Here is a 22,289-nt window from a genome sequence, read left to right as displayed (position 1 = left end):
CTGAATGAGTTAATTAATTAACTAAAAATTATTTATTCATCGATTTTAATGCTGCACGGATAATATCACCGGCTTCGGTGTAATCACCTTTCACGGCATTAATCAGTTTTTGAGCTTCAGCCGGTTTATAACCCAGTGATTGTAAAGCCGCTTCCGCTTCAGCAACAGCCGAATTACCCATAAACTGAATTTGTGGCGCTGTTGAATTGGTCGGCACATTGCCTGAAGACATGGCTTTAAAGCGATCACGAAGTTCAATCATCAAGCGTTCAGCGGTCTTTTTACCCACACCCGGAACTTTAACCAGTGTATTGAGGTCTTCATTTTCAACGGTATGAATCAGTAAATCGATACTTAAAGTCGATAAAATACCGAGCGCCATTTTAGGACCAACGCCATTTACTTTAAGCAAGGTACGGAAAATGGTTTTTTCTTGTGCATCTAAAAAGCCGTAAAGCAATTGAGCATCTTCACGCACGGTTAAATGCGTCCATAAAGTCACTTTTTGCCCTTTTTGCAATTGGCAAAATGTAGAAAGCGGTGTATCCACTTCATAGCCCACGCCATTTACATTTAATAGTACTGTCGGTGCTTCCAAAGCAAACACTTCACCAATGAGACATCCAATCATTTTGATTTTTTCACTTATCTATCGTTGCTTGCATAGTAGTGAGCATTTGCAGGAAAGGCAAAATGCGCACGCATATTTATTTAAATTTCACAAAAATTCTGGTCAAAATATCTGCGAAATCTTTAGATTAAACCAGCTTTATTACCTTGCAATTCTTGCGACAGGTTGTAGGCCTGATGGTCTGAAAATTTAGAAATAATGTCCAAGACTTGCATAATATTTTCATAGTGATTACTTTCAAAATTGACCCCGGCACGTTGCAGCATCGACATCAAGCGCTGTTCCTTAAAACTTAAAGTCTTATGCGGCGTGGTTAAGGGAATAAAGGCATCTAAAATATTTTGCAGACTTTGATGGGCAATAATCTCGAGTCCAGCTTTTTGCGGATGTTCAAAAATTTTGTCACGCGCCAGGTTCTTCGCCCGGTTAATACCGCGTTCAATATCTTGGGAGCAATATTGCAACAAGCTGCCTTTGAGTTGCCCAGACAAAATCTCATAGTGATGTTTGGCAAAAGCTGTGGTCACTTCATCCACCAGACGTTTCATTACCCGACCACGTAAAGCGGCAATTTTTTGCTGCCAGGTGGTGGTTTCCATGGAAAGTTCTTGAGGTGTTCCATAATCCGCAATCAGGTCAAGGAAAATCGGTTCCACTTCTTCATAAGACAGCATGTTTAAAATAATGCCATCTTCCAGGTCAATCAGCGCATAGCAAATGTCATCTGCCGCTTCCAGTAAATAGGTCAGTGGGTGACGGCAATAGTGATATTCACCCAGTTGGATTAAACCAAGCTGCTCTGCAATCTGCTTCAAAATCTCTTTTTCGGATTGATAACACCCAAACTTTGCCCGTTGACTGGCAGGGCGGTCACCTTGCGAGGCAATGGTTTTAGACAGCCATGGGTACTTTAAGTAAGCCCCTAATGTTGCGTAAGTTAGACGCATGCCGCCATCATTGGGATGATAGTCAATTTTGGTCAGTAAGCGTAAACCTTGGGCATTGCCTTCAAACTGGCGTACATCGGCTTGTTCTTCAGGCGAGAGCTTTGCTAAAAAGTTGCCATGTGAAGCATCATCAAACCATTCGCGAATGGCATATTCACCGGCATGTCCAAAAGGTGGATTGCCAATATCATGGGCAAGGCAGGCTGCCTGAATGATCGCCCCGACATCGGCAGGGGAAATCCACACTGGCAGTTGATCTTTAATTTTTTCCGCCGCAAGCATGCCGAGTGAACGGCCAATACAGGACACTTCCAGTGAATGGGTCAAACGGGTATGAATACCGTCATGCTGTGTCAGCGGATGAACCTGGGTTTTACGGTTTAGCTGGCGAAAACTTTGTGAGAAAATAATGCGGTCATAATCTTTATGAAAGGGGCTACGTGCCTGTTCTGTACTTTGCTTTTTGCTACCAATACGAACTGTTGAAAGTAATTCTAACCAACGCATTTGTTCCATTTATGATTATTCAGTAATGACCTGAAATCATCATGCCAAAAAAAAGCCAAACAGACTAGAGTAGTGCGACATGATTTGTCTTTTGAATAGAGCATATCAACAGGCAGGGAAATGCTTTATGTTTCCTGATCACCTTTAATCACCTTTAATCACCTTTAATCACATTGATTATGCAGATTCAAAGTCTGAGAATGTTGCGGTCTTGCAGCTCGATTATTCTATTTAATGAACAAATGAAAGTGGGTGTGTTTGAGTTTCCGCCGTGTTATCTCAGTGCTGGTGACATCATGCAACATCATTAATCAGGTTGATCTGCAATCACTTAAAATTGTAGCAGAGGCGGTGGTTCATTTGCTGAAAACCCTTGATAGGCAATAACCCTACCCATTTTAAATCACATTTAGAAACAAGATGCTAAAGAATACGATAGAGATAAAATTCAAAATTTTTATCTGAAAATTAAAGTATTCTTCAGGATTCTTGCATGAATAGATGGCACATTCGTGAATTTCTATCTAGCTGATTTGGTCAATACGAAGTAGAATATGCGCTCTCTCTAAGTCACATTGGCGGTATGGTCCAAAAGACCTGCCCGTGGAGCCAAAATCAGCATGTTTATCGTGGCCGGTGCACCAGCACACTCTTCTTTTAAGAAAACTCAACTCTTAAACCGTTTAGCGTCAATGAGTTCTGTTCAATCAATTGAAAGTCAATGGATTTATCTGTTTGATCAAGCGCTCAACGAGCAGCAGCATCAATCTGCATTACAACTGTTAAATGACGGTGCGTCTTTTGAAGTTCGCCAAGCGGCAAGTGATGAAATTCAAATTCTTGTAACACCGCGTTTGGGGACAATCTCTCCGTGGTCTTCTAAAGCGACTGATATTTTTGCCAATTGTAATACCCCGATACACCGCCTTGAACGCGGTGTTTTGTTTACTTTAAAGGGTATTTCTGAAATATCCAATGAAGTAAAACTGGCATTGCATGACCGCATGACTGAAAGCGTTTTCAATCAAATTGAGGATGCCGCTGCTTTATTTAACGAGACTGAACCAAAACCTTTAAATAGCATTGATATTTTAGGTCAAGGTAAAGAAGCACTGGTTAAAGCCAACTCTGAATTTGGTTTTGCATTGTCTGATGAAGAAATCGACTACTTAACTGCAGCATTTACCAAGATGGGTCGTAACCCACATGACATCGAGTTGATGATGTTTGCTCAAGCAAACTCTGAGCATTGCCGTCATAAAATCTTCGGTTCAGAATGGACCATTGATGGTGAAAAACAACCATTGTCATTGTTCCAGATGATCAAGAACACTTATAAAGAATCTCCTGCAGATGTATTGTCAGCCTATAAAGACAATGCCTCTGTAATCGTGGGTTATGACACACAACGTTTCTATCCAAAACCGGATGAAAACGGTCACCACGTTTATAAATATAAGAGCCAAGCTGCTCATATCCTCATGAAAGTGGAAACCCACAACCATCCAACAGCGATTGCACCATTTGCAGGTGCTGCGACGGGTTCAGGTGGTGAAATTCGTGACGAAGGCGCAACAGGTCGTGGCGGTAAACCAAAAGCGGGTTTAACCGGCTTCACCGTATCTAACTTGAATATTCCTGGGTTTGAACAACCTTGGGAAGAAAACTACGGCAAACCATCGCGTATGGCGTCTCCACTCCAGATCATGATTGATGGTCCTTTAGGTGGTGCTGCATTTAATAACGAATTTGGTCGTCCTGCGTTAAATGGTTACTTCCGTACGTTCGAACAAAATGTAAATGGTGATGTAAAAGGTTTTCACAAGCCAATTATGATTGCTGGTGGTTACGGTAACATCCGTCCTGACCATGTAGAAAAAGATCCAATTCAACCGGGCGACTTATTGATCGTGCTGGGTGGTCCTGCAATGCTGATCGGCTTAGGCGGTGGTGCAGCATCTTCTGTAGACAGCGGTAAATTGGGTGAAAACCTGGATTTCGCATCTGTACAACGTGAAAACCCAGAAATGGAACGCCGTTGCCAAGAAGTGATTGATACTTGCTGGCGTATGGAAGATTACAACCCAATCGTGTCTGTACATGACGTCGGTGCGGGCGGTGTATCGAATGCCATGCCTGAACTTGTGAATGACCATGAGTTAGGTGCAGTACTAGATCTTCGTAAGATTCCATCATTAGAGTCAGGTATGTCTCCAATGGAAATCTGGTCAAACGAAGCGCAAGAACGTTATGTATTGGCAATTCGTCCAAGTTCTTTAGAGTTATTTGAATCGATCTGTGCACGTGAACGTTGTCCGTTTGCGGTATTGGGTGAGGCGACTGAAGCACGTCACTTAACCGTTGAAGATCCATTGTTTGAAAACAAAGCTGTGGATATGCCAATGCAAGTGATGCTTGGTGGCACACCGCGTATGAGCCGTTCATATGAAACAATTGAACGTCAAGGCGATGATTTTACAGCTGAATCTGTAACAGATTTGAAAGATGCAATTTACCGTGTTCTTAAAAATCCAACCGTTGCATCTAAGTCATTCCTCATCACCATTGGTGACCGTTCAATTACAGGTATGGTTGCACGTGACCAAATGGTTGGCCCTTGGCAAGTGCCTGTAGCGGATGCTGCAGTTACAACGACCAGCTTAGTGGGTTACACGGGTGAAGCAATGGCAATGGGCGAACGTCCACCAGTGGCATTGTTAAATCCAGCGGCATCTGCACGTTTGTCGGTTGCAGAGTCTATTTCTAATATTATGTGTGCCAAAATTGACCAGATTAGTGACATTAAATTGTCTGCAAACTGGATGGCAGCAGCGGGTCAACAAGGCGAAGACCAAGCCCTATTTGAAGGCGTAAAAGCCATCGGTATGGAAATGTGTCCTGCGTTAGGTATTGCAATTCCAGTGGGTAAAGACTCATTGTCAATGCGTACCACGTGGAATGACGAAGGCATCGACAAATCTGTAACGTCACCAATGACAGGTGTAATTACAGCATTTGCACCCGTAACTGATGTTCGCAAAACATTAACCCCTGAACTTAAAAACCTAGAGTCTGTACTTGTACGTATTGACTTATCTAAAGGTCAATTCCGTTTAGGTGGTTCAATTTTAGCGCAAGTGTACAAAGCGATTGGCTCAATCACACCAGATGTAGATAGCTTTGATGACTTCAAAGCCTTCTTTGCATTGGTGCAAGATTGGAACAACCGTGGCTTAATTCAGGCTTACCATGACATCGGTGATGGCGGTTTATTGGCAACTGTTGCAGAAATGATGTTCGCTTCACGTTTAGGCGTAGCATTAGAAGATCAATCTACAGCAAGCTTATTTGCAGAAGAAATTGGTGCAGTATTGCAAATTTCAAAAGCGGATTGGACTGCACTAGAAGCTGAAGTTGCAACATCTAGCTTGAAAGATGCAATTACAGTAGTGGGCACAGTGAATAGCACTGATGCTTTGACTGTAAATAGTTTGAATTTTGACCGTGTTGAATTACAACAAGCATGGACTGAAGTATCACATCAAATTCAACGCTTACGTGACAACGTAGAAACAGCAGATCAAGAATATAGCTTGATTGCCAATAAAGAACACAAAGGCTTAATCGCATTACCGACATTTGATTTGAATGAATCTGTGGAAGCGCCGTATATCAATTTACGCCGTCCAAACATGGTTATTTTACGCGAACAAGGTGTAAACGGTCATGTGGAAATGGCTGCTGCATTTGATAAAGTGGGCTTTAACACTGTGGACGTTCACATGAGTGATTTGCTTGCAGGCCGTATTGACCTAGATGATTTTGAAGGTTTAGTGGCGTGTGGCGGTTTCTCTTACGGTGACGTAATGGGCGCAGGCGGTGGTTGGGCGAAATCGGTGTTATTTAACCCGAAACTTCGTGACCAGTTCGAGAAATTCTTCAATCGTCAAGAAACCTTCTCTCTAGGGATCTGTAACGGTTGTCAAATGTTGTCTCAATTGGCTCCACTGATTCCAGGTGCTGATGCTTGGCCACGTTTCCACAGCAACACTTCAGAAGTTTTTGAAGCGCGTGCTGTTAACGTCCGTGTTGAAAAGTCTCACTCGATTTTGTTAGACGGTATGGAAGGTTCGATTTTACCAATCGCGGTTGCGCATGGTGAAGGTCGTGTGGTTGCAAGTGAAGACAAGATTGCCGCGTTAAATGCAGGCAACCAAGTTAGCTTGCGTTATGTAGATAGTTTCGGTAACCCTACACAACAATATCCATTGAACCCGAATGGTTCACCAGAAGCGATTACTGGGGTAACGTCTATCGACGGTCGTGCAACAATTATGATGCCGCACCCTGAACGTAACTTCCGTGCAGTTCAGCATTCTTGGAAACCTGAAGAATGGACTGAAGATGGTGCATGGTTACGCATGTTCCGCAACGCACGTAAGTTCATTGGTTAATTCTGAAGTGTTTTGAAAAAAGCCACCTTCGGGTGGCTTTTTTATTTTGTATATATTTTTAATTTTATTTAATTTCTTTTCTCTCACTGGACTTGGTTTGGATTTTGCTTTTATATTGCAGTGAAAGAGTATTTGTGTGTTTTATGCACAATGATGATGCAATATAGAGGAAAGATGGTTCACTAAATATAAGTTCAGGATTGAATCTCTAAGTGAGGTGACACAATGCTAAAAACTGTGACATATACAACTGTTGATAAAGCGAATTTACGTAAGAAAGGTTGGATGTTTTTTATGGCAGTCGTTGGGCTGCAAACATTGTTCTTGATCGGCAGCTATTTGCTTCAAAGTTCTTAATTTCTAGATTTAAAAAGCCACCGTGAGGTGGTTTTTTTTGTGTTGATATTTTGAGTCCGCAAGATAAAAATGCTTTGTTTGGTAGAGGATATGTCCTTGTATCCCTACCAAACATGCGACGTCCATATCGCTAGTCATGTGATTTGATATTCTAAATAAAATATTAATTCCAGTTTAATTGATATTTTTGCACCCAGTACAATCTGGTTTCTATGCTGTAACTACCATCAGGTTTTAATGAAATCATATAATGAATTTCCTTGCCACGACGAGCGTTGCCTTTCCCTTCAGGAACTTGGTACTTATATTTTTCTACTTCTTTAGGGGGGGGTAAGTACAATCCGTTTCCAGGCAGTAAGAGAGAGTTTGTCGATAGCAGATTCAATATTTTTCTTAAGAATGGTTGTATTGTATTTAAGTGCATTTTCATCCTTACCTATAAATGCATCTTTTGTAATCCCATAAGGGGTTACTCTATCACCAGTAATGATAACTTTTTTCCCTTTAAGCTCAGGAATTTTTTGCTGCTCTTCATACGTTAACCAAGGTGCATATTCAATAATAATTTGTGGAGGGGCATAATCCTCGGGAGATACCTTACAGCTACTATAAGTTGTAATATATCTTTGCTTTTTTATCGCATCTGGTGTTCCTGATAAGTTGCCACATTCAGGCCAATTGTTTTTGTAAACTATGCTATGGACCGGCCAATATTTATTATCCATTTCAAAGCTAATACTGTTTTTCATGATTGGTGCTGTTACTTGGCAACCAGTTAGAATAAATAAACTGCTCATTATTATTAATTTTATTTTCATTTTTCTTTAACTTCACTTGCAGGTTTAAATATTAATATTGTCCCATAATTAGCTTTGATCCATTTCAAATAAAGTATCAATTCCAATATCTTTGATATTTCTGCACCCAGTACAATTTGGTTTCTATGCTGTAGCTACCATCGGGATTAAGGGAAATGAGGTAATGGATATTTTTACCCCGACTACGATTGCCTTTGCCTTCAGGGACTTGGTACTTGTATTTTTCTATATCTTTAAGAGGAGTGAGTACAATCTGTTTCCATGCAGCGGTTGGGATTTTTGCTACACCTTCCTGTTGTGCTGCCATTAAGGCTAGTCTTTTTTTTGCTGCCTCTTCGCCACCACCATAACGTAGTTCTTCAGGAACGCCATATCCTTTTTTTATCTGCTCTTCATACGTTAACCAAGGCGCATATTCAATAATAATTTGTGGAGGGGCATAACCCTCAGGAGATACCTTACAGCTACTATAAGTTGTAATATATCTTTGCTTTTTTATCGTATCTGGTGTTCCTGCTAAGTTTCTACATTCAGGCCAATTGTTTTTGTAAACTATGCTATGGACCGGCCAATATTTATTATCCATTTCAAAGCTAATACTGTTTTTCATGATAGGTGCGGTTACTTGACAGCCATTTAAAATAAATAAACTGCTTATTGTTATTAATTTTATTTTCATTTTTCTTTAACTTCACTTGCAGGTTTAAATATTAATATTGTCCCATAATTAGCTTTGATCCATTTCAAATAAAGTATTAATTCCATTTTAATTGATATTTTTGCACCCAGTACAATTTGGTTTCTATGCTGTAACTACCATCGGGGTTAAGGGAAATGATGTAATGGATATTTTTACCTCGGCTTCGGTTGCCTTTCCCTTCAGGAACTTGGTACTTATACTTTTCTATATCTTTAAGAGGAGTGAGTACAATCCGTTTCCATGCAGCGGTTGGAATTTTTGCTACACCTTCCTGTTGTGCTGCCATTATGGCTAGTCTTTTTTTTGCTGCCTCTTCGCCACCACCATAACGTAGTTCTTCAGGAACGCCATATCCTTTTTTTATCTGCTCTTTATAAGTTAACCACGGAGCATATTCAATAATAATTTGTGGAGGGACATAACCTTCTGGCTCGACTTTGCAAGAGCTATCTGTAGTTAAATATTTAGTTTTTCTTTTTACAAGCATATTTCCATCGCTATCATAAAAATTACCGCACAATAGCCAGTTATTTTTATAGACAAATTTTCCCGAATCATAATGTATAGAATAACTAATACTATTTTTCATCATAGATGAGCATCCTGATAGGACTAGACTAGTCGTTAAGCTTATTAAAAGTATTAATTTTTTCATTTTGCTATACCGCCCCTTTAAAGTTCAAGAAAATAAGCTGTACCCAATTTTTTTATATTTAGAATTAAATTCAATAAAAGAGCTTATGCATTAGAAATATATTTGAATTTATTTTTAATTAACTTATAAAAAACGGCTGCAAACAGCCGTTTTTATTGCTGAAATTTTTATGGAGATAACGGTTCCTGCTGTTTTGGGTCAGGCATTGGCGCAGATTCTTCCTCATCATTATAAGGATTTTCCAGTTCCAGCGCTTGATCAAGTTCAGAATCAAAAACGTCAGTCAGCATACTGTCGTAGCGTTTGACATTGTAGGTGAGAAGACTTGCTGCTTCCTCTTGAGTTACAAAACCTATCTCTACCGCATCTGCAAGACGTTCATCAAAAGTTAAACCTTTAAATTGCCCTTTCGATTCAGCTTTTTTGAACTTGTCCCACAGCGGTTCTAACTCAAGCAACATGTTAAAAGTCGATTCCATGCGACCCGTCACATCATCTGCATCAGTGTTATAGAATACATGCTTTTTCAATTCATCGCGGAAAGCATTGTCCTGCATAATGATCTCGCCAGCTTGTCGTTTTAAGGCATCACTTGGTTTGTGAACAGGGCGACCAAGTGGGAAACAGATAAACTTGACTAAGCCAGCCGCAATACCGACGGGGAAGTTAGCAAACAAACCATAAAAGGCTTCTTGAGCATTAAACAGTGATTTTTCTAGTGCCAGTTTTGCATGAACCTGTTCCGCCTCAGTTTTTTTGCCATGTTCATAATATTTAAGAATAGCGGTACTCATAAACAGGTTGGCATGAATATCGGCTAAACGACCAGACAGCATCTCTTTACGTTTAATGTCACCTGCAAGCAGACCCAAACACATATCGGCAGTCAGGGCAAAGTCAGTACTTAAACGGTTAATAATCTTGTAATAGGGCAGGGTAAATTCATCCGCACTTTTGGGTGCATCTGAAGAGCCACCGATATAGCCATAAGCAAATGCACGTGCAGTACGGTTAAAGGTATAGCCTAAGTGGTTAAACAGCATTTCGTTAAAAGTGGTCAGGGCAGTCTCTTTATCCTTGGCTTGCAGCAGTTGTAATTCCTCAAACAGATAAGGATGGCAACGCATAGAACCCTGACCAAAAATCATGAGTGAACGACTGAGAATATTGGCACCTTCAACCGTAATGGAGACAGGAATAGCCTGATAGGCGAGAGCTAAAAAGTTACGTGGCCCCATTTGCACGGCACGACCACCGACCACATCCATGCCATGATTGACCACGCGGCGCATGGTTTCAGTGGCATAGTATTTGGCCATTGCAGTCATCACTGCAGGTTTACCCCCTAGATTCAGGCCACAGGTCACCAAATAACGAAAAGCTTCCAGCATGTAGGTGTCACTGGCTATATCACTGGTGGCTTCCTGTACACCTTCGAATTTACCCACGGAAATTTTAAATTGCTGACGAATTTTGGCAAAAGCTCCCACGGTTAAATAGGTCATTTCACTTGCTGCCGTCGAAAGTGCAGGAAGGGAAATGCCGCGACCGACCGCCAGACATTCCATCAGCATACGCCAGCCTTTACCAATATTTTTAGATCCGCCAATAATCCAGTCCAATGGAATAAAGACATCTTTACCATCCACAGTTCCGTTCATAAAAGGCGAGCCGGGATTATGTCGTGCACCCACTTTGACACCTTCATGGCTGGCAGGAATCAGCGCACAGGTAATGCCATATTCAATTTTGGTTTTATCACCCAATAGCCCATCAGGGTCATATAGCTTAAATGCCAAACCAATCACGGTTGCAATTGGGGCGAGGGTAATCCAGCGTTTGGAAAAGTGCATGCGTAAGCCAAGTATTTGCTGACCTTCAAACTCGCCATAACACACCACACCCGTATCCGGAATTGCCCCTGCATCTGAACCGGCTTCTGGGCTAGTGAGACCAAAACAGGGAATTTCTTCACCTTTGGCCAAACCCGGTAAATAACGGTTTTTTTGTTCTTCAGTTCCGTAATGCAGCAATAACTCACCGGGACCTAAAGAGTTAGGCACCATACAGCTCACCGCAGCCGTTAACGAGCGCGAAGCAATCTTGCTCATAATCCGGCTTTGGGCAAATGAACTAAAAGCACGACCGCCATATTCCTTGGGAATAATCAGGCCTAAAAAACCATTTTCCCGAATATAGCTCCAGGCTTCAGGCGGCAAGTCTTTAAGGTGATGATGGATCTCCCAGTCATTCAGCATGGAGCATAAATGTTCTACTTCATTATCCAGAAATGATTGTTCTTCTGCCGAAAGAGTAGGATAAGGATAGCTTTCAAACTTGGACCAGTCCGGTGCCCCCATAAACAGGTCTTTTTCCCACCAGCTGGTGCCTGCATCCAAGGCTTCACGTTCGGTGACGCTCATTGTCGGCATGGCATTTGCCAGCGCCTTATAGGCAGGCTTGGTAATCAATGCCATCCTTAAAGCTTCAATCATCACAACTAAACTGATCAGAATGAGTGGAATACCAAAAATCAGCGACCATGGACTGATAAATGCAGTAGCGATTGCCACAATAATGGTGGTGATCGCACCGGTATTACGGCTGAGCCCAAAAAAGAAAACGGCCCATACGGTAAAAAATTGAATAAGCAGACTGATGATGAATAGCATTGATTTTCTCCAGTTGCTTACACCAGATGAAAGTCAGAGAAACAGTAAACGGTATATGGAATACCTGAACATCATGTTGGACTGTTTAATTGGAAAGACTATTGGTGTAATGAAAATATTGTTGTCATGACCGAGATAGAAATAAAAATTTCGAACCCGAAATTATTAAATTAAGTATTATTTTTTAAGGTAGTTTGTTTTTTGATCGATGTAAAAGCTTAAACTGTCAGAGAAATGTCACGAAAAGTAATAGGCGCTTGTATTTAAAAATGATTTGGCTTGTTGTCATTCCAATATGAAGCAATGAAATATCAGAGAGATTAATTTGGTTTTAAGGATTAATATAATCCTATCTTTATTCTGTTTGTCTATCGCATGCTTAAACTGATTTATTACGTTCCAGAATCCCATCTTGAATCCACCAAACAAGCCATTTTCGAAGCGGGTGCAGGTGGTATAGGCAATTATGAGCACTGTGCATGGCAAGTATTAGGCACAGGGCAGTTTAAGCCGATAAAAGGAGCTGACCCATTTATTGGTGATGTTGGGGAATTGGAACAGGTCACTGAATGGCGGGTAGAAACTATTGTACCGGAAGATAAAGCATCTGATGTGGGAAGGGCTTTAAAGGCAAGCCATCCTTATGAAGAGCCGGCTTTTGAGTTTATTCAGATGGTGGGAGTTGAATACTGAGTTAACACGATTGAGTTTTACTGTTGCACTTTGAATGAATACTTTAATCTTTGGTTCAACGAAACTCGTCAAATTTCATCAGTTGATTTAAGCACTCGCTGAAACTTACAAACTTTTGTAGTCTTGTCTCAGACAGTTGCGGGTGGCCTCTTCGCGTATCAAATATCTTTCTTGAGTTAGTTTGAGAGAAATCAAATTTTCTGAATAAACAAATCGTGCTCAAACGATATTGCGGGAAGAGCAAGCCGTCAACTGCTCTAATCCCCATTACAGGATTTCCTAGCAGGATAGAATTAAACTTTATGAATTGATTTAGATTATTTCACAGCTACAATTTCACCTTTTCTATTCATCGTGACATTGCCTGCAAATTTATCAGGGTTAATGACATTACCTTTTTCATCAACAATAGAACTCCACTGATCCATCAGAATAGGAACTTTAAAACCATTAAAAGTATTATTCGTAATGCGGACGCGAGGGGAGTGATCTAGTATAATCGCATATTTTGCGTCATTTATATGATTTAAGTTAAATGTATTACCATCAATAATAGTGTCAGGGGAAAATTTCACATGCAATACAGCAGAAATTGAATCTTCATCAATAATATCATTAGTATAATCTGCGGTTTTATTTTTAGAATTAATGGATATATCAGACTTAGTTTTGATTTGAACAGCATTACTATAAAAAGTATTATTTTTAAGTATTGCTTTAGATCCATTTAATTGATTAGCTGTAAAATTATTAAATATTGTATTGTTTTTGATAAGCCCATCCCAAGAGGCAAATCTTAGGTTCCCATATATTTTTGAATTAATGAGAGTAACATTTGAAAGTGAAGTTTTACCATAATGATCTTTTTTTGCATAAATAAATTCTGTTTTTGAAACGTCTGTGGTCACATTACTTTGTTGCTGAGTTTTAAAATCAGGGGGGAAATATCCTCCAATAATAACATAAGTATTAAAAAAAATAGCATTATGAATAACGTAATTATTTTCGTGTGTAAAGCCTAATGGGGCATTTTTTTGTTGTGAATAATCCCAAATATGTCCTTGAAAATCTATAAACTGATTTTTAAAATGAATTGTATCTCCGGGATTTGGTAATGACCCAGGATGCCCCCCACTAACCAGCATCCGCAATGACCATTGCAAGTCATTTGGCTTTTTAATTTGGGGTGCAATATAATCACGGGTCATACAATATTTAGGCATTTTAGTGCCGTTAAAGACAACGCTTCCACATTGTTGAGGTTTATATTCGATATAAATTTCTCTTTTTGCATAAGTTTTTTCATGACTAAATATAGAAAATACTAATATCATTGAAATGATAAATTTATTATTCATGTATTAATCCTATTTATAAGGTAATGATGGTGGAACACCTTTTATTATATATGGAGGGTAGCTAGTAAATACTTTCTTGATAATGTTAATAGTTGAAAGACTATAATTTCTAACAGCATCTTGAGTGGCTGCATTATCATTATCTTTTGTATTAAATTCTTTAACGCTTGTATCCCAAATTACATTCTTATATTCTTTTATTTGCTTTTCATTTAACTATTTCAAATAGGCTAATACGGTTAGTAATTGCTTGTGGAATACTATAATAATCAGTGCACGAAAAAAAATATCTGAAATACCTTGCCTTGTTTTTAAATTAAAATCATTGCCTGTAGTTTTCTGTAATCCCAATTAGTTTTATATGTGAAAATCCCTATTTCCACAGGCTGTTTTGTACTTGGATCATAAACAATCGTTACAGTACCTGTTTTATCATTGGATTTTAAATTTTTATATGCAGATGATTCATCCATGAACCTTTGCCTAACAGGCGACATCCATGTCGTTGTTACGCGTATCAGATTTAGATATTTAAATTTTCTAAATATTAATCATCATACCTTCTGAATAAACAACTCGCGCTCGAAACGGTACTGCGGGAAGAACACGCCGTCTTTAGCCCGTTCACCTGCACCAATTACCATGACCGGATATTGCTCATCATTTAATTTTAGAATTTCACGAACCATAGGTTCATCAAAACCTTCCATCATACAGCTGTCAAAACCATAAGCACGCAAAGCCAAAACCAGATTTTCACAAGCCAATGCTGTGGTTTTACATGCCCAAAGTTTGGCATCAGCAGGGTTGAACGCAGTAACGGGCAATTGCTTATCTAATGTACGTGCAACTTTGAAAGCCACTTTCTTAAAGTGACCTACAGCATTGAAGTAACCAGTTTTATAGTTGTAAGGAATGAAACGGTAGTATTGCTTCACTGCTTTTGGTGCTTCAGGAAAAGGAAAATCACTAATGTTCTTTTTCGCCATTTCATCAATACGGTCAGTACGGGCGACACAAATAATCAGTTCAGCTGCGGTTTTGGCAGCCAATTGACCTAAACATGCTTTTACCAACTGCTTTTTCTGATCAGTCGATTGCACCACATAAAATGTCCAAGGCTGCAAATTGGATGAGTTTGGTGCAAGCAAAGCCAGATCTAAACAGTCATCCAAAATATCTGCAGGAATGGCTTTATCAGTAAATTTACGTACAGAGCGACGGCTTGTGAGAACTTTCTTAAAGTTTTCGACATCGATATCCTGCGGAGCAGGTTCAAAGTAACGTTTCTTTTCAGTTTTGGCTTGGTTCGTCATAAATGGCTCGATTTTGTGGAAGATTAAATTTTAAAAGTTTAAAAATTTTAAAAGCTGAGAAATTTTAAAACCACTAAGCCAAGTGAATGACTCAGTGGTCTGGAAATTAAAAGATAAAGAATTAATTAAACTGAGCAAAATCCGGCTTGCGCTTTTGCATAAATGCAGCCACCGCTTCGGCCATTTCAGGTGAAGATACACGCTTCATAAAAATTTCAGCTTCATGATCTACACAGTCTAAAATTTCTTGCAAGTTATGTTTCATTAAAGCTTTGGTTTGCTTGATTGAAGCAAGCGGAAGTGCAGCTAAAGTCTGTGCCTGTTTAAGTGCAGTCGCATACACATCTTCTTCAATGCTATTGACCAAACCTGCACTTAAGGCTTTTTCACTGTTAAATTTCTGTGCAGTAAACAGCAGCTCAGCCGCTTTATGGTAACCTGCTTGTTGAATAAGAAGCTTGCTCGAAGCACCTTCTGGAGAAAGACCAAGGCTTACAAACGGAATCTGGAACAGGGCAGTGTGATCACTATAGACAAGGTCAGCATGAAGTAAAAGCGTCACCCCAATACCAATAGCCACCCCACGAACCGCTGCAATTAAAGGCTTGGAAAATTTTGCCGCAGATTTTAAAACTACAAATGGAGGTGCATCCCCAGCTTTGCCTGCAAGCGGTGTTTGAATAAACTTCATGAAGTCCTGCATATCGTTACCCGCGCTGAAGTCAGCGTCAGCACCACGTAAAATCACTACACGGACATCTTTATTTTGATCAGCTTCATCCAAAGCTTTGGCAATCCAGAGGTATAATTCGCCATATAATGCATTTTTTGCTTTTGGTCGGTTAATGGCTAAGGTCAGTACGCCATTTTCTAAATTCGCATCCAAATGTTCATGAGGTTGTTGAATACAGCTCAGTGTCATCGTACTATCCTTGCTTTAAATACTTAATTTGATTTTATGGCGTTTATTATGTCGCATATTTATTTGGGCGGCACAACTCACGAGTCATAAAAAAATTTGATCTGTTATGAACTATACATTTGATTATCTGGTTTTCATTGGTCGATTTCAGCCTTTTCATCTGGCACATATGCAAACGATTAAAATTGCTTTAGAGCAAAGTCAGAATGTGATTTTGGCACTCGGTTCTGCACAAAATGAACGCAATATTAAAAATCCGTTTAGTGCTTCTGAGCGTGAACAGATGATTTTGTCCAACTTTTCAGCAGCAGACCAAAAGCGAATTAAGTTTGTTCATGTTGTTGATGTGTATGACGATGAAAAATGGCAAAAACTGGTGCAATCCCTGGTGTCAGAAGTGATAGAGCCAGAAGCTAAAGTCGGCTTAATTGGTCATTTTAAGGATGAATCTTCATACTATCTGCAGCTTTTTCCCGAATGGGAGATGGTTGAGCTTGAAAGCCTAAAAGGCGCGATTTCAGCGACTCCGCTGCGTGAAGCTTATTATCGTGGCGAAATTATCGAATCTGCTTTTCCATGGGGAACCAGTGACTTTCTACAAAAATTTCAGAACACGTCTACTTATCAACAATTACAGCACAAATACCTGACACAAGATAAAACCAATCTCGAAGAATCTGAGTAAGCTTTTAAGTTGGAGTAAGCAATTGCAGCGACCCCGGAGTGGATAAGATGAGTATCCAAACCACGTTGAAAAGTGTCTTTATTGCCACTGTAATCAATTTGAATATTGTTGCGCATGTAAATGCCCAGGAATGGACGCTTACTCCACAAACTTATGTGGGATTCAAGGTGAAGTCGATGAGTTTTTCTATCGTAAAAGGCAAGTTTGAGCAGGTTCAGTCTAGTATGACTTTTGATCCCGCGCTCCCACAAAATGCCTCAGCCCAGTTTGTCATGGACCTAAACAGCGTGAGCTTGAGCAAACCTTCACTGAAAAATATGATTATGGGAGAGGATTTATTTTATGTAGAAAAATATCCCACTGCGACTTTTAAGAGTCATGAATTTATCGCTTTAGACAATCATCACTACAGTATAAAAGGTGATTTGACCTTGCGCGGTGTGACCCAGCCGGTAACTCTTGATACGGTTTTAAAACCCAATACAGCAAATCCACAACTGTTGGATGTTGAATCTAAAGCAGTGGTAAATCGCAGTGATTTTGGTATGAAGAAAGCATTCGAGGGTATAGGGGAGCAAGTAAATATTGAGGTAGATGGACAATGGCGAAAACGATAGTTCACATCTTTTAAAAAAACGGCTTAAAGTGTTTTTTAGATTTCCAAATTTTTATAGTCTTATAGCATCGTTTTTATTTTCTTAGCGATATACGCGACTACATTTTTAGGCGACAGATGAGTTTTAAACGTATTACTAAACTTAAAATAAATAGTCATTTTTTAAAGTTAAAATTTTTGAAAATCAAAATTATATTAACTAAAAATGCGATATCAAGCCAATGGTTACTCAGAACTTAGGTCGAATATTTTGTCCATTAGTCATTAATGGTTTTACAAAAACTTCAATAAACTGGTATAAAAATAACTAAAATGAAAATTCGAAAACTTAAAACAAATTTAATCTAAGATTGGACCGTGTGTCTAAATCCGATCAACAAGCAATCAAAAAAAAGGTGGATTTAAATTTGAAAACAACAATAAAAAATGGACTTATTATCGTAGCAATGGGTTTAGCGGTAAGCAGCCCGTCCTTTGCCCAATCATGGATTTTAACGCCCCAAAGTAATGTTGGTTTTGAGATCAGGTCGATGGGACTTACGGTGGTCAAAGCCAAATTTAATCAAGTTCAGTCCAGCATGGAATTTGATATGAAAGCACCGCAAAATGCATCGACCCATCTGGTCATGGATGTCGACAGTTTGAGCTTTAATAAACCCTTGCTGAAACATATGATTTTGGGTGAAGACTTATTTTATGCAGAAAAATACAAGACGGTAAGATTCAAAAGTACCCAATTTAAAGACTTAGGAAATGGTAAATTTAATGTTTTGGGACATTTAACCTTGCGTGGTGTGACCAAGCCCGTGACTTTTGTAACGACGTTCAAACCCAATCTGTCTAATGGTAACTTGCTCGATGTCCAAGCTTCTGCGGTAATTAACCGTAGTGATTTTGGTATGAGAAAAGGGATTGGCGGCGTGGGGGAGAAAGTGAATCTTGAGCTTTCTGGCCAATGTGCAGCTAACTAAGAATATAATGACCAGTGTTTAACAAATTTTTCCCCCGTCTTCTTGATGGGTATCGGTACTGTACGCTTATTCTTACGTACATTTAAAAATTTAAGGGCAAAATAAATACAAGAATTTTGATTGTATAAAAGACCTTAAAAAGAAGCAAAATAAAAGCCCAAATTTTTTGGGCTCTTATAAATAAATCCAGTAACAGGGTTATCAAGCTGCCTGCAAGGCTTTTAAGTCTTCTATTACTTGTTCTGCATGACCTGCAGCTTTCACCTTACGGTATTCTTTGACTAACTGGTCATTATGGAAAATAAAGGTTGAGCGTTCAATGCCCATCACTTGTTTGCCATACATATTCTTTTCTTTAATCACATCAAAGAGATTACACAATATTTCTTCTTTATCACTGATGAGATTAATGGTCAGATTCTGCTTTTCGGTGAAGTTTTGGTGTGCTTTAACCGAGTCGCGTGAAATACCCAGAATTGTGGTATTTAAAGCATCAAATTGATCTTTCAAACAAGAAAAGCCAATCGCTTGCGTGGTACAACCGGGGGTTGAATCCTTCGGATAAAAATACACAATCAGCCATTCTGATGGAAGTGTCGACAAGTTAACTTCACCCGTCGTGGTCATAAAGGTCTGGTTTGGCAATTGAATACTTTCTGTCATGCTTTAATCCTTGATTAAATTGAATTGCGATCTCATTCGAGTGCTAAAAAGGCATAATTTCATGATATAGAATATCACCGTTAGGTACAGCAATTGGTGATTTAAATGGCAACATATCTTCCATGAAATACTGAATTTTTTGATTCTTAAAAGCGAATAGCTGTCTTTGAAAAGAATTTAAGAAACTAAAATTTTAAAGAGGGGTGCTGGTTTTTCATGGATGGTGTATACATTACCCAGATATAAAAAAGCCTGCATATGCAGGCTTTTATTCAATCCAAGTCAGCTTATTTTTTAGCTTGAGCAGATTTCATTGCTTCTTCAGTTAAGCTTTTAAGCTTGCCTGTAAGTTGTGGACCAAAACAAGCCTGAAGATCTTTATTTTGTTTTTGAACAAAAGCTAGAGTTGCAGGGCTTTTCTTCTGGTTGATGGTACTTTGGATTTCCCATTTTTGAGCATTGGTTAATTTACCGTCAGCTTCAACTGCACAAGTACAATATTTACTTACTTCTGCAGATGATAATTTTTTGCTTTTACCTGTTTCATTTTTACAAACATTAATTAAAGCAGATTTTACATTAGTGCTTTTATAAGCTTCTTGGAGCTTGTTTGTTTCTGCAGCATTTGAAGCAGTTGTCATCAATGCTACAGCTGAAACTAATGTAGAAAGAAGAATGTTTGATTTCAAATTTTTCATGTACTGTTACCCTGTTATGACGGTATATAACGTGTTGGATCTGCAATACCTGCGTCAGCAAAACCCTGTTTACGTAAACGGCAGCTATCACATTTGCCACAAGCACGTCCTTGGTCGTCTGCTTGGTAGCAAGACACCGTTTGACTGTAGTCTACGCCATGTTCTATACCTAAGCGAATGATATTTGCTTTGGATAAATGTAACAAAGGTGTTTCAAATTTAAGAGGTTTACCTTCCACACCCACCTTGGTTGCAAGGCGAGCCATGCGTTCAAAAGCATCAATAAATTCAGGTCGACAGTCAGGATATCCTGAATAATCAACGGCATTAATTCCAATGACAATGGCTTCTGCACCAAAAACTTCCGCTGCAGCGAGCGCGTAAGACAGAAATATTGTGTTACGTGCTGGAACATAAGTTACAGGAATACCTTCTTGTTCATGTTCTGGTACATCAATGCTGTGGTCGGTTAACGCAGAGCCACCGAGGTTGCCTAAATCGATATTAATGACGCGATGTTCTACTCCAGCACGCTGTGTTAATGCTGTAGCAGCATCAAGTTCAGTGGTAGAACGTTGACCATACATAAAACTGATGGCAATACATTCATAACGTGCTTGCGCCCAAGCCAAACAAGTTGTTGAGTCTAAGCCGCCAGATAACAAAACTATGGCACGAGAGCGCATATTCAAATCTCCAAACAAATATAGGTATTCAAAAACAGAAATAAATTAACGACCAGTTTCGTCGTTCCAGAGCAATTTATGCAATTGTAACTGGAAACGAACAGGGAGATGGTCTTCTAAAATCCATTGTGCTAAATCACGCGCAAGTTGAGGCAAGCGAACTACACCTTTTTCAACTGCAAATGCAGGAGAGAACCACACGGTGCTGACTTTGTCGGTAAGTTGGTACTGTTCAACTTGTTGTTTCGACCATTCATAGTCTTCACGATTACAAATCACAAACTTGATTTGGTCATACAAAGTTAAATGATCAAGATTACTAAGCAAATTTCGTGCAGATTCACCAGAAGTTGGGGTTTTTAAATCTAAAACTTTAGAAACGCGAGGGTCTACTTTAGACACATCTAAAGCACCACTGGTCTCTAGCGATACTTCACAGCCAAGATCGGTTAAACGTTGCATCAAAGGCAGTGCATTGGGCTGAGCAAGCGGCTCACCACCTGTCACGCAAATATAGGGTGTTTTAAAATCGAGTGTTGTTTTAATAATGTCGTCTAGTGATTGGCGTTCACCACCTTCAAAAGAATAGGTGGTATCACAATAGGTACAGCGTAAAGGACAACCGGTTAAACGGATAAAAACCGTCGGTAAACCTGCAGCATTGGCTTCACCTTGTAATGAATAGAAAATCTCCGTGATGCGTAAACCCGCAGACGGATCAGAAACAGGAATAGCGGAAGATCGAAGAGTATTCATAACAAAAAATTACCACACCAAAAAACATGAGAGTACAAAAACAAAAATCTCTACGATCATGTCTGACCGTAGAGACGAGGAACGATTAAAGTTCCGCAACAGACTTAAGACATATTAGTCTTCGCGTAATAAATCGTTCAAGCTGGTTTTAGCACGAGTTTTCGCATCAACTTTTTTCACGATAATTGCCGCATACAGGTTGCAAGTACCATCTTTAGATGGAAGGCTACCAGAAACAACGACTGAACCTGCAGGTACACGGCCGTAATGGATTTCGCCAGTTGCACGGTCAAAGATTTTAGTCGATTGGCCAATGAATACGCCCATTGAAATCACAGAACCTTCTTCAACGATCACGCCTTCAACGATTTCAGAACGTGCACCGATGAAGCAGTTGTCTTCAATAATGGTTGGGTTTGCTTGTAATGGTTCAAGAACACCACCAATACCTACACCGCCAGACAAGTGTACGTTTTTACCAATTTGCGCACATGAACCCACAGTTGCCCAAGTGTCAACCATTGTGCCTTCGTCAACATATGCACCAATGTTCACATAAGACGGCATCAATACAACATTTTTAGCCTGGAAAGAACCTTTACGAGCCACAGCAGGCGGTACAACACGTACGCCAGCAGCTTTAAACTGTTCTTCAGTCCAACCTTTAAATTTAGTATCTACTTTGTCATAGAAACGAAGGTCACATGACTCAATAGGCTTATTGTCATTTAATTTAAAAGATAACAAAACTGCTTTTTTAAGCCATTGGTGAACAATCCACTCACCATCAATTTTTTCAGCTACACGAAGTGAGCCGTTATCTAAGCCAGCAATAGCTTCTTCTACAGCACTGCGAACTTCAGCAGGGCAATCAGCCGCTGTGAAATTTGCACGGTCTTCAAAAGCCTGTTCAATGATTGTTGAAAGCTGAGACATGATCTTCCATTTCCAAAAAAAATTTTCCAAGATTTTACACTATATTGAGACAAAAATAGATGAAAAAGTGACTTTAGATCGGAATTAATTATTAAAGAGATAGGAATGATGCTGCTAAACAAAATGTGAGCAATCTATTCAAGACTTTTGTAAAGCATTAGTGCGTTAACACAACGCAAACAATACAGTGAATAAGGCAATATCTTATTAAGTTAGATAGATCTGTTTAGGCAAATAATATAAAAATT

Annotated in this window: 21 protein-coding genes; 6 read left to right on the top strand and 15 right to left on the bottom strand. The window is 39.4% G+C overall.

Annotation, left to right across the window (positions count from 1 at the left end; translation table 11 throughout):
- Positions 1 to 28 precede the first annotated feature (28 nt).
- Complete coding sequence (gene ruvA, locus E0H81_RS00665; RefSeq protein WP_131268024.1) at positions 29 to 631, bottom strand: Holliday junction branch migration protein RuvA; 603 nt, start codon at positions 629 to 631, stop codon at positions 29 to 31.
- A 122-nt stretch (positions 632 to 753) separates the two neighbouring features.
- Positions 754 to 2,094: a deoxyguanosinetriphosphate triphosphohydrolase gene (locus tag E0H81_RS00660; protein WP_131315724.1), complete on the bottom strand. Its 1,341-nt coding sequence runs from the start codon at positions 2,092 to 2,094 to the stop codon at positions 754 to 756.
- Positions 2,095 to 2,705: 611 nt separating this feature from the next.
- On the opposite strand from E0H81_RS00660, the gene purL reads away from it, so the two are divergent.
- Together purL and E0H81_RS16305 are read left to right on the top strand one after the other, a co-directional pair.
- The gene (gene purL, locus E0H81_RS00655) at positions 2,706 to 6,539 is read left to right on the top strand and encodes a phosphoribosylformylglycinamidine synthase (protein WP_131315722.1); all 3,834 of its coding nucleotides are present in this window, start codon (positions 2,706 to 2,708) and stop codon (positions 6,537 to 6,539) included.
- 225 nt (positions 6,540 to 6,764) lie between these two features.
- Positions 6,765 to 6,896: a KGW motif small protein gene (locus E0H81_RS16305; RefSeq protein ID WP_266096729.1), complete on the top strand. Its 132-nt coding sequence runs from the start codon at positions 6,765 to 6,767 to the stop codon at positions 6,894 to 6,896.
- 320 nt (positions 6,897 to 7,216) lie between these two features.
- Here the strand turns inward: E0H81_RS16305 and E0H81_RS00650 are convergent, their stop codons facing one another.
- The 4 genes from E0H81_RS00650 to E0H81_RS00635 form a co-directional block, all read right to left on the bottom strand.
- Entirely contained in the window at positions 7,217 to 7,714 is a 498-nt protein-coding gene (locus E0H81_RS00650; protein WP_244926480.1) for a hypothetical protein, read from the bottom strand.
- 76 nt (positions 7,715 to 7,790) lie between these two features.
- Positions 7,791 to 8,393, bottom strand: a complete 603-nt coding sequence (locus E0H81_RS00645; RefSeq protein ID WP_131315720.1) for a hypothetical protein — start codon at positions 8,391 to 8,393, stop codon at positions 7,791 to 7,793.
- Positions 8,394 to 8,469: 76 nt separating this feature from the next.
- Complete coding sequence (locus E0H81_RS00640; protein ID WP_323052954.1) at positions 8,470 to 9,006, bottom strand: hypothetical protein; 537 nt, start codon at positions 9,004 to 9,006, stop codon at positions 8,470 to 8,472.
- A gap of 230 nt (positions 9,007 to 9,236) precedes the next feature.
- Positions 9,237 to 11,741 carry an acyl-CoA dehydrogenase gene (locus E0H81_RS00635; protein WP_131315718.1) on the bottom strand — a complete coding sequence of 835 codons (2,505 nt, stop codon included), beginning with the start codon at positions 11,739 to 11,741 and terminating at the stop codon, positions 9,237 to 9,239.
- Between the two features lie 375 nt (positions 11,742 to 12,116).
- Between E0H81_RS00635 and E0H81_RS00630 the strand changes: the two genes are divergently transcribed.
- Positions 12,117 to 12,434 carry a YqfO family protein gene (locus tag E0H81_RS00630; RefSeq protein ID WP_131315716.1) on the top strand — a complete coding sequence of 106 codons (318 nt, stop codon included), beginning with the start codon at positions 12,117 to 12,119 and terminating at the stop codon, positions 12,432 to 12,434.
- Positions 12,435 to 12,751: 317 nt separating this feature from the next.
- Here E0H81_RS00630 and E0H81_RS00625 read toward each other — a convergent pair whose 3' ends face one another.
- From E0H81_RS00625 to E0H81_RS00615, 4 genes are all read right to left on the bottom strand, one after another.
- Positions 12,752 to 13,792, bottom strand: coding sequence for a right-handed parallel beta-helix repeat-containing protein (locus tag E0H81_RS00625; protein WP_131268017.1), 1,041 nt, complete (start codon positions 13,790 to 13,792; stop codon positions 12,752 to 12,754).
- A 311-nt stretch (positions 13,793 to 14,103) separates the two neighbouring features.
- Positions 14,104 to 14,265 carry a hypothetical protein gene (locus E0H81_RS15870; protein WP_165492566.1) on the bottom strand — a complete coding sequence of 54 codons (162 nt, stop codon included), beginning with the start codon at positions 14,263 to 14,265 and terminating at the stop codon, positions 14,104 to 14,106.
- A gap of 81 nt (positions 14,266 to 14,346) precedes the next feature.
- Complete coding sequence (locus tag E0H81_RS00620; protein WP_131268016.1) at positions 14,347 to 15,108, bottom strand: nitroreductase family protein; 762 nt, start codon at positions 15,106 to 15,108, stop codon at positions 14,347 to 14,349.
- A gap of 121 nt (positions 15,109 to 15,229) precedes the next feature.
- Positions 15,230 to 16,030 carry an enoyl-CoA hydratase gene (locus E0H81_RS00615; RefSeq protein ID WP_131268015.1) on the bottom strand — a complete coding sequence of 267 codons (801 nt, stop codon included), beginning with the start codon at positions 16,028 to 16,030 and terminating at the stop codon, positions 15,230 to 15,232.
- A gap of 106 nt (positions 16,031 to 16,136) precedes the next feature.
- On the opposite strand from E0H81_RS00615, the gene E0H81_RS00610 reads away from it, so the two are divergent.
- The 3 genes from E0H81_RS00610 (at position 16,137) to E0H81_RS00600 (ending at position 18,302) form a co-directional block, all read left to right on the top strand.
- Positions 16,137 to 16,715: a nicotinate-nicotinamide nucleotide adenylyltransferase gene (locus E0H81_RS00610; RefSeq protein WP_131315714.1), complete on the top strand. Its 579-nt coding sequence runs from the start codon at positions 16,137 to 16,139 to the stop codon at positions 16,713 to 16,715.
- A gap of 47 nt (positions 16,716 to 16,762) precedes the next feature.
- The gene (locus tag E0H81_RS00605; RefSeq protein WP_131315712.1) at positions 16,763 to 17,332 is read left to right on the top strand and encodes a YceI family protein; all 570 of its coding nucleotides are present in this window, start codon (positions 16,763 to 16,765) and stop codon (positions 17,330 to 17,332) included.
- A 406-nt stretch (positions 17,333 to 17,738) separates the two neighbouring features.
- Positions 17,739 to 18,302 (top strand): YceI family protein, encoded by a 564-nt coding sequence (locus E0H81_RS00600; protein ID WP_378235449.1) that lies wholly within the window; start codon positions 17,739 to 17,741, stop codon positions 18,300 to 18,302.
- 201 nt (positions 18,303 to 18,503) lie between these two features.
- On the opposite strand, the gene E0H81_RS00595 is transcribed toward E0H81_RS00600, so the two are convergent.
- The 5 genes from E0H81_RS00595 to dapD all read right to left on the bottom strand — a co-directional run bounded on the left by E0H81_RS00595 (position 18,504) and on the right by dapD (position 22,041).
- Entirely contained in the window at positions 18,504 to 18,965 is a 462-nt protein-coding gene (locus tag E0H81_RS00595; protein ID WP_131315710.1) for a peroxiredoxin, read from the bottom strand.
- A gap of 287 nt (positions 18,966 to 19,252) precedes the next feature.
- Positions 19,253 to 19,663, bottom strand: coding sequence for a hypothetical protein (locus E0H81_RS00590; protein ID WP_131315708.1), 411 nt, complete (start codon positions 19,661 to 19,663; stop codon positions 19,253 to 19,255).
- Between the two features lie 14 nt (positions 19,664 to 19,677).
- Positions 19,678 to 20,349 (bottom strand): 7-cyano-7-deazaguanine synthase QueC, encoded by a 672-nt coding sequence (queC, locus tag E0H81_RS00585; RefSeq protein ID WP_131268843.1) that lies wholly within the window; start codon positions 20,347 to 20,349, stop codon positions 19,678 to 19,680.
- 45 nt (positions 20,350 to 20,394) lie between these two features.
- Positions 20,395 to 21,105 (bottom strand): 7-carboxy-7-deazaguanine synthase QueE, encoded by a 711-nt coding sequence (gene queE, locus E0H81_RS00580; RefSeq protein WP_131315706.1) that lies wholly within the window; start codon positions 21,103 to 21,105, stop codon positions 20,395 to 20,397.
- Positions 21,106 to 21,219: 114 nt separating this feature from the next.
- On the bottom strand, positions 21,220 to 22,041 hold the full coding sequence (gene dapD / locus E0H81_RS00575; RefSeq protein WP_131268847.1) for a 2,3,4,5-tetrahydropyridine-2,6-dicarboxylate N-succinyltransferase: 822 nt from the start codon (positions 22,039 to 22,041) through the stop codon (positions 21,220 to 21,222).
- Between the last annotated feature and the right edge of the window lie 248 nt (positions 22,042 to 22,289).

It is taken from the genome of Acinetobacter terrestris, from assembly GCF_004331155.1.
GTDB lineage: Bacteria > Pseudomonadota > Gammaproteobacteria > Pseudomonadales > Moraxellaceae > Acinetobacter > Acinetobacter terrestris.
This window is presented reverse-complemented; position numbering and strand designations above follow the sequence as displayed.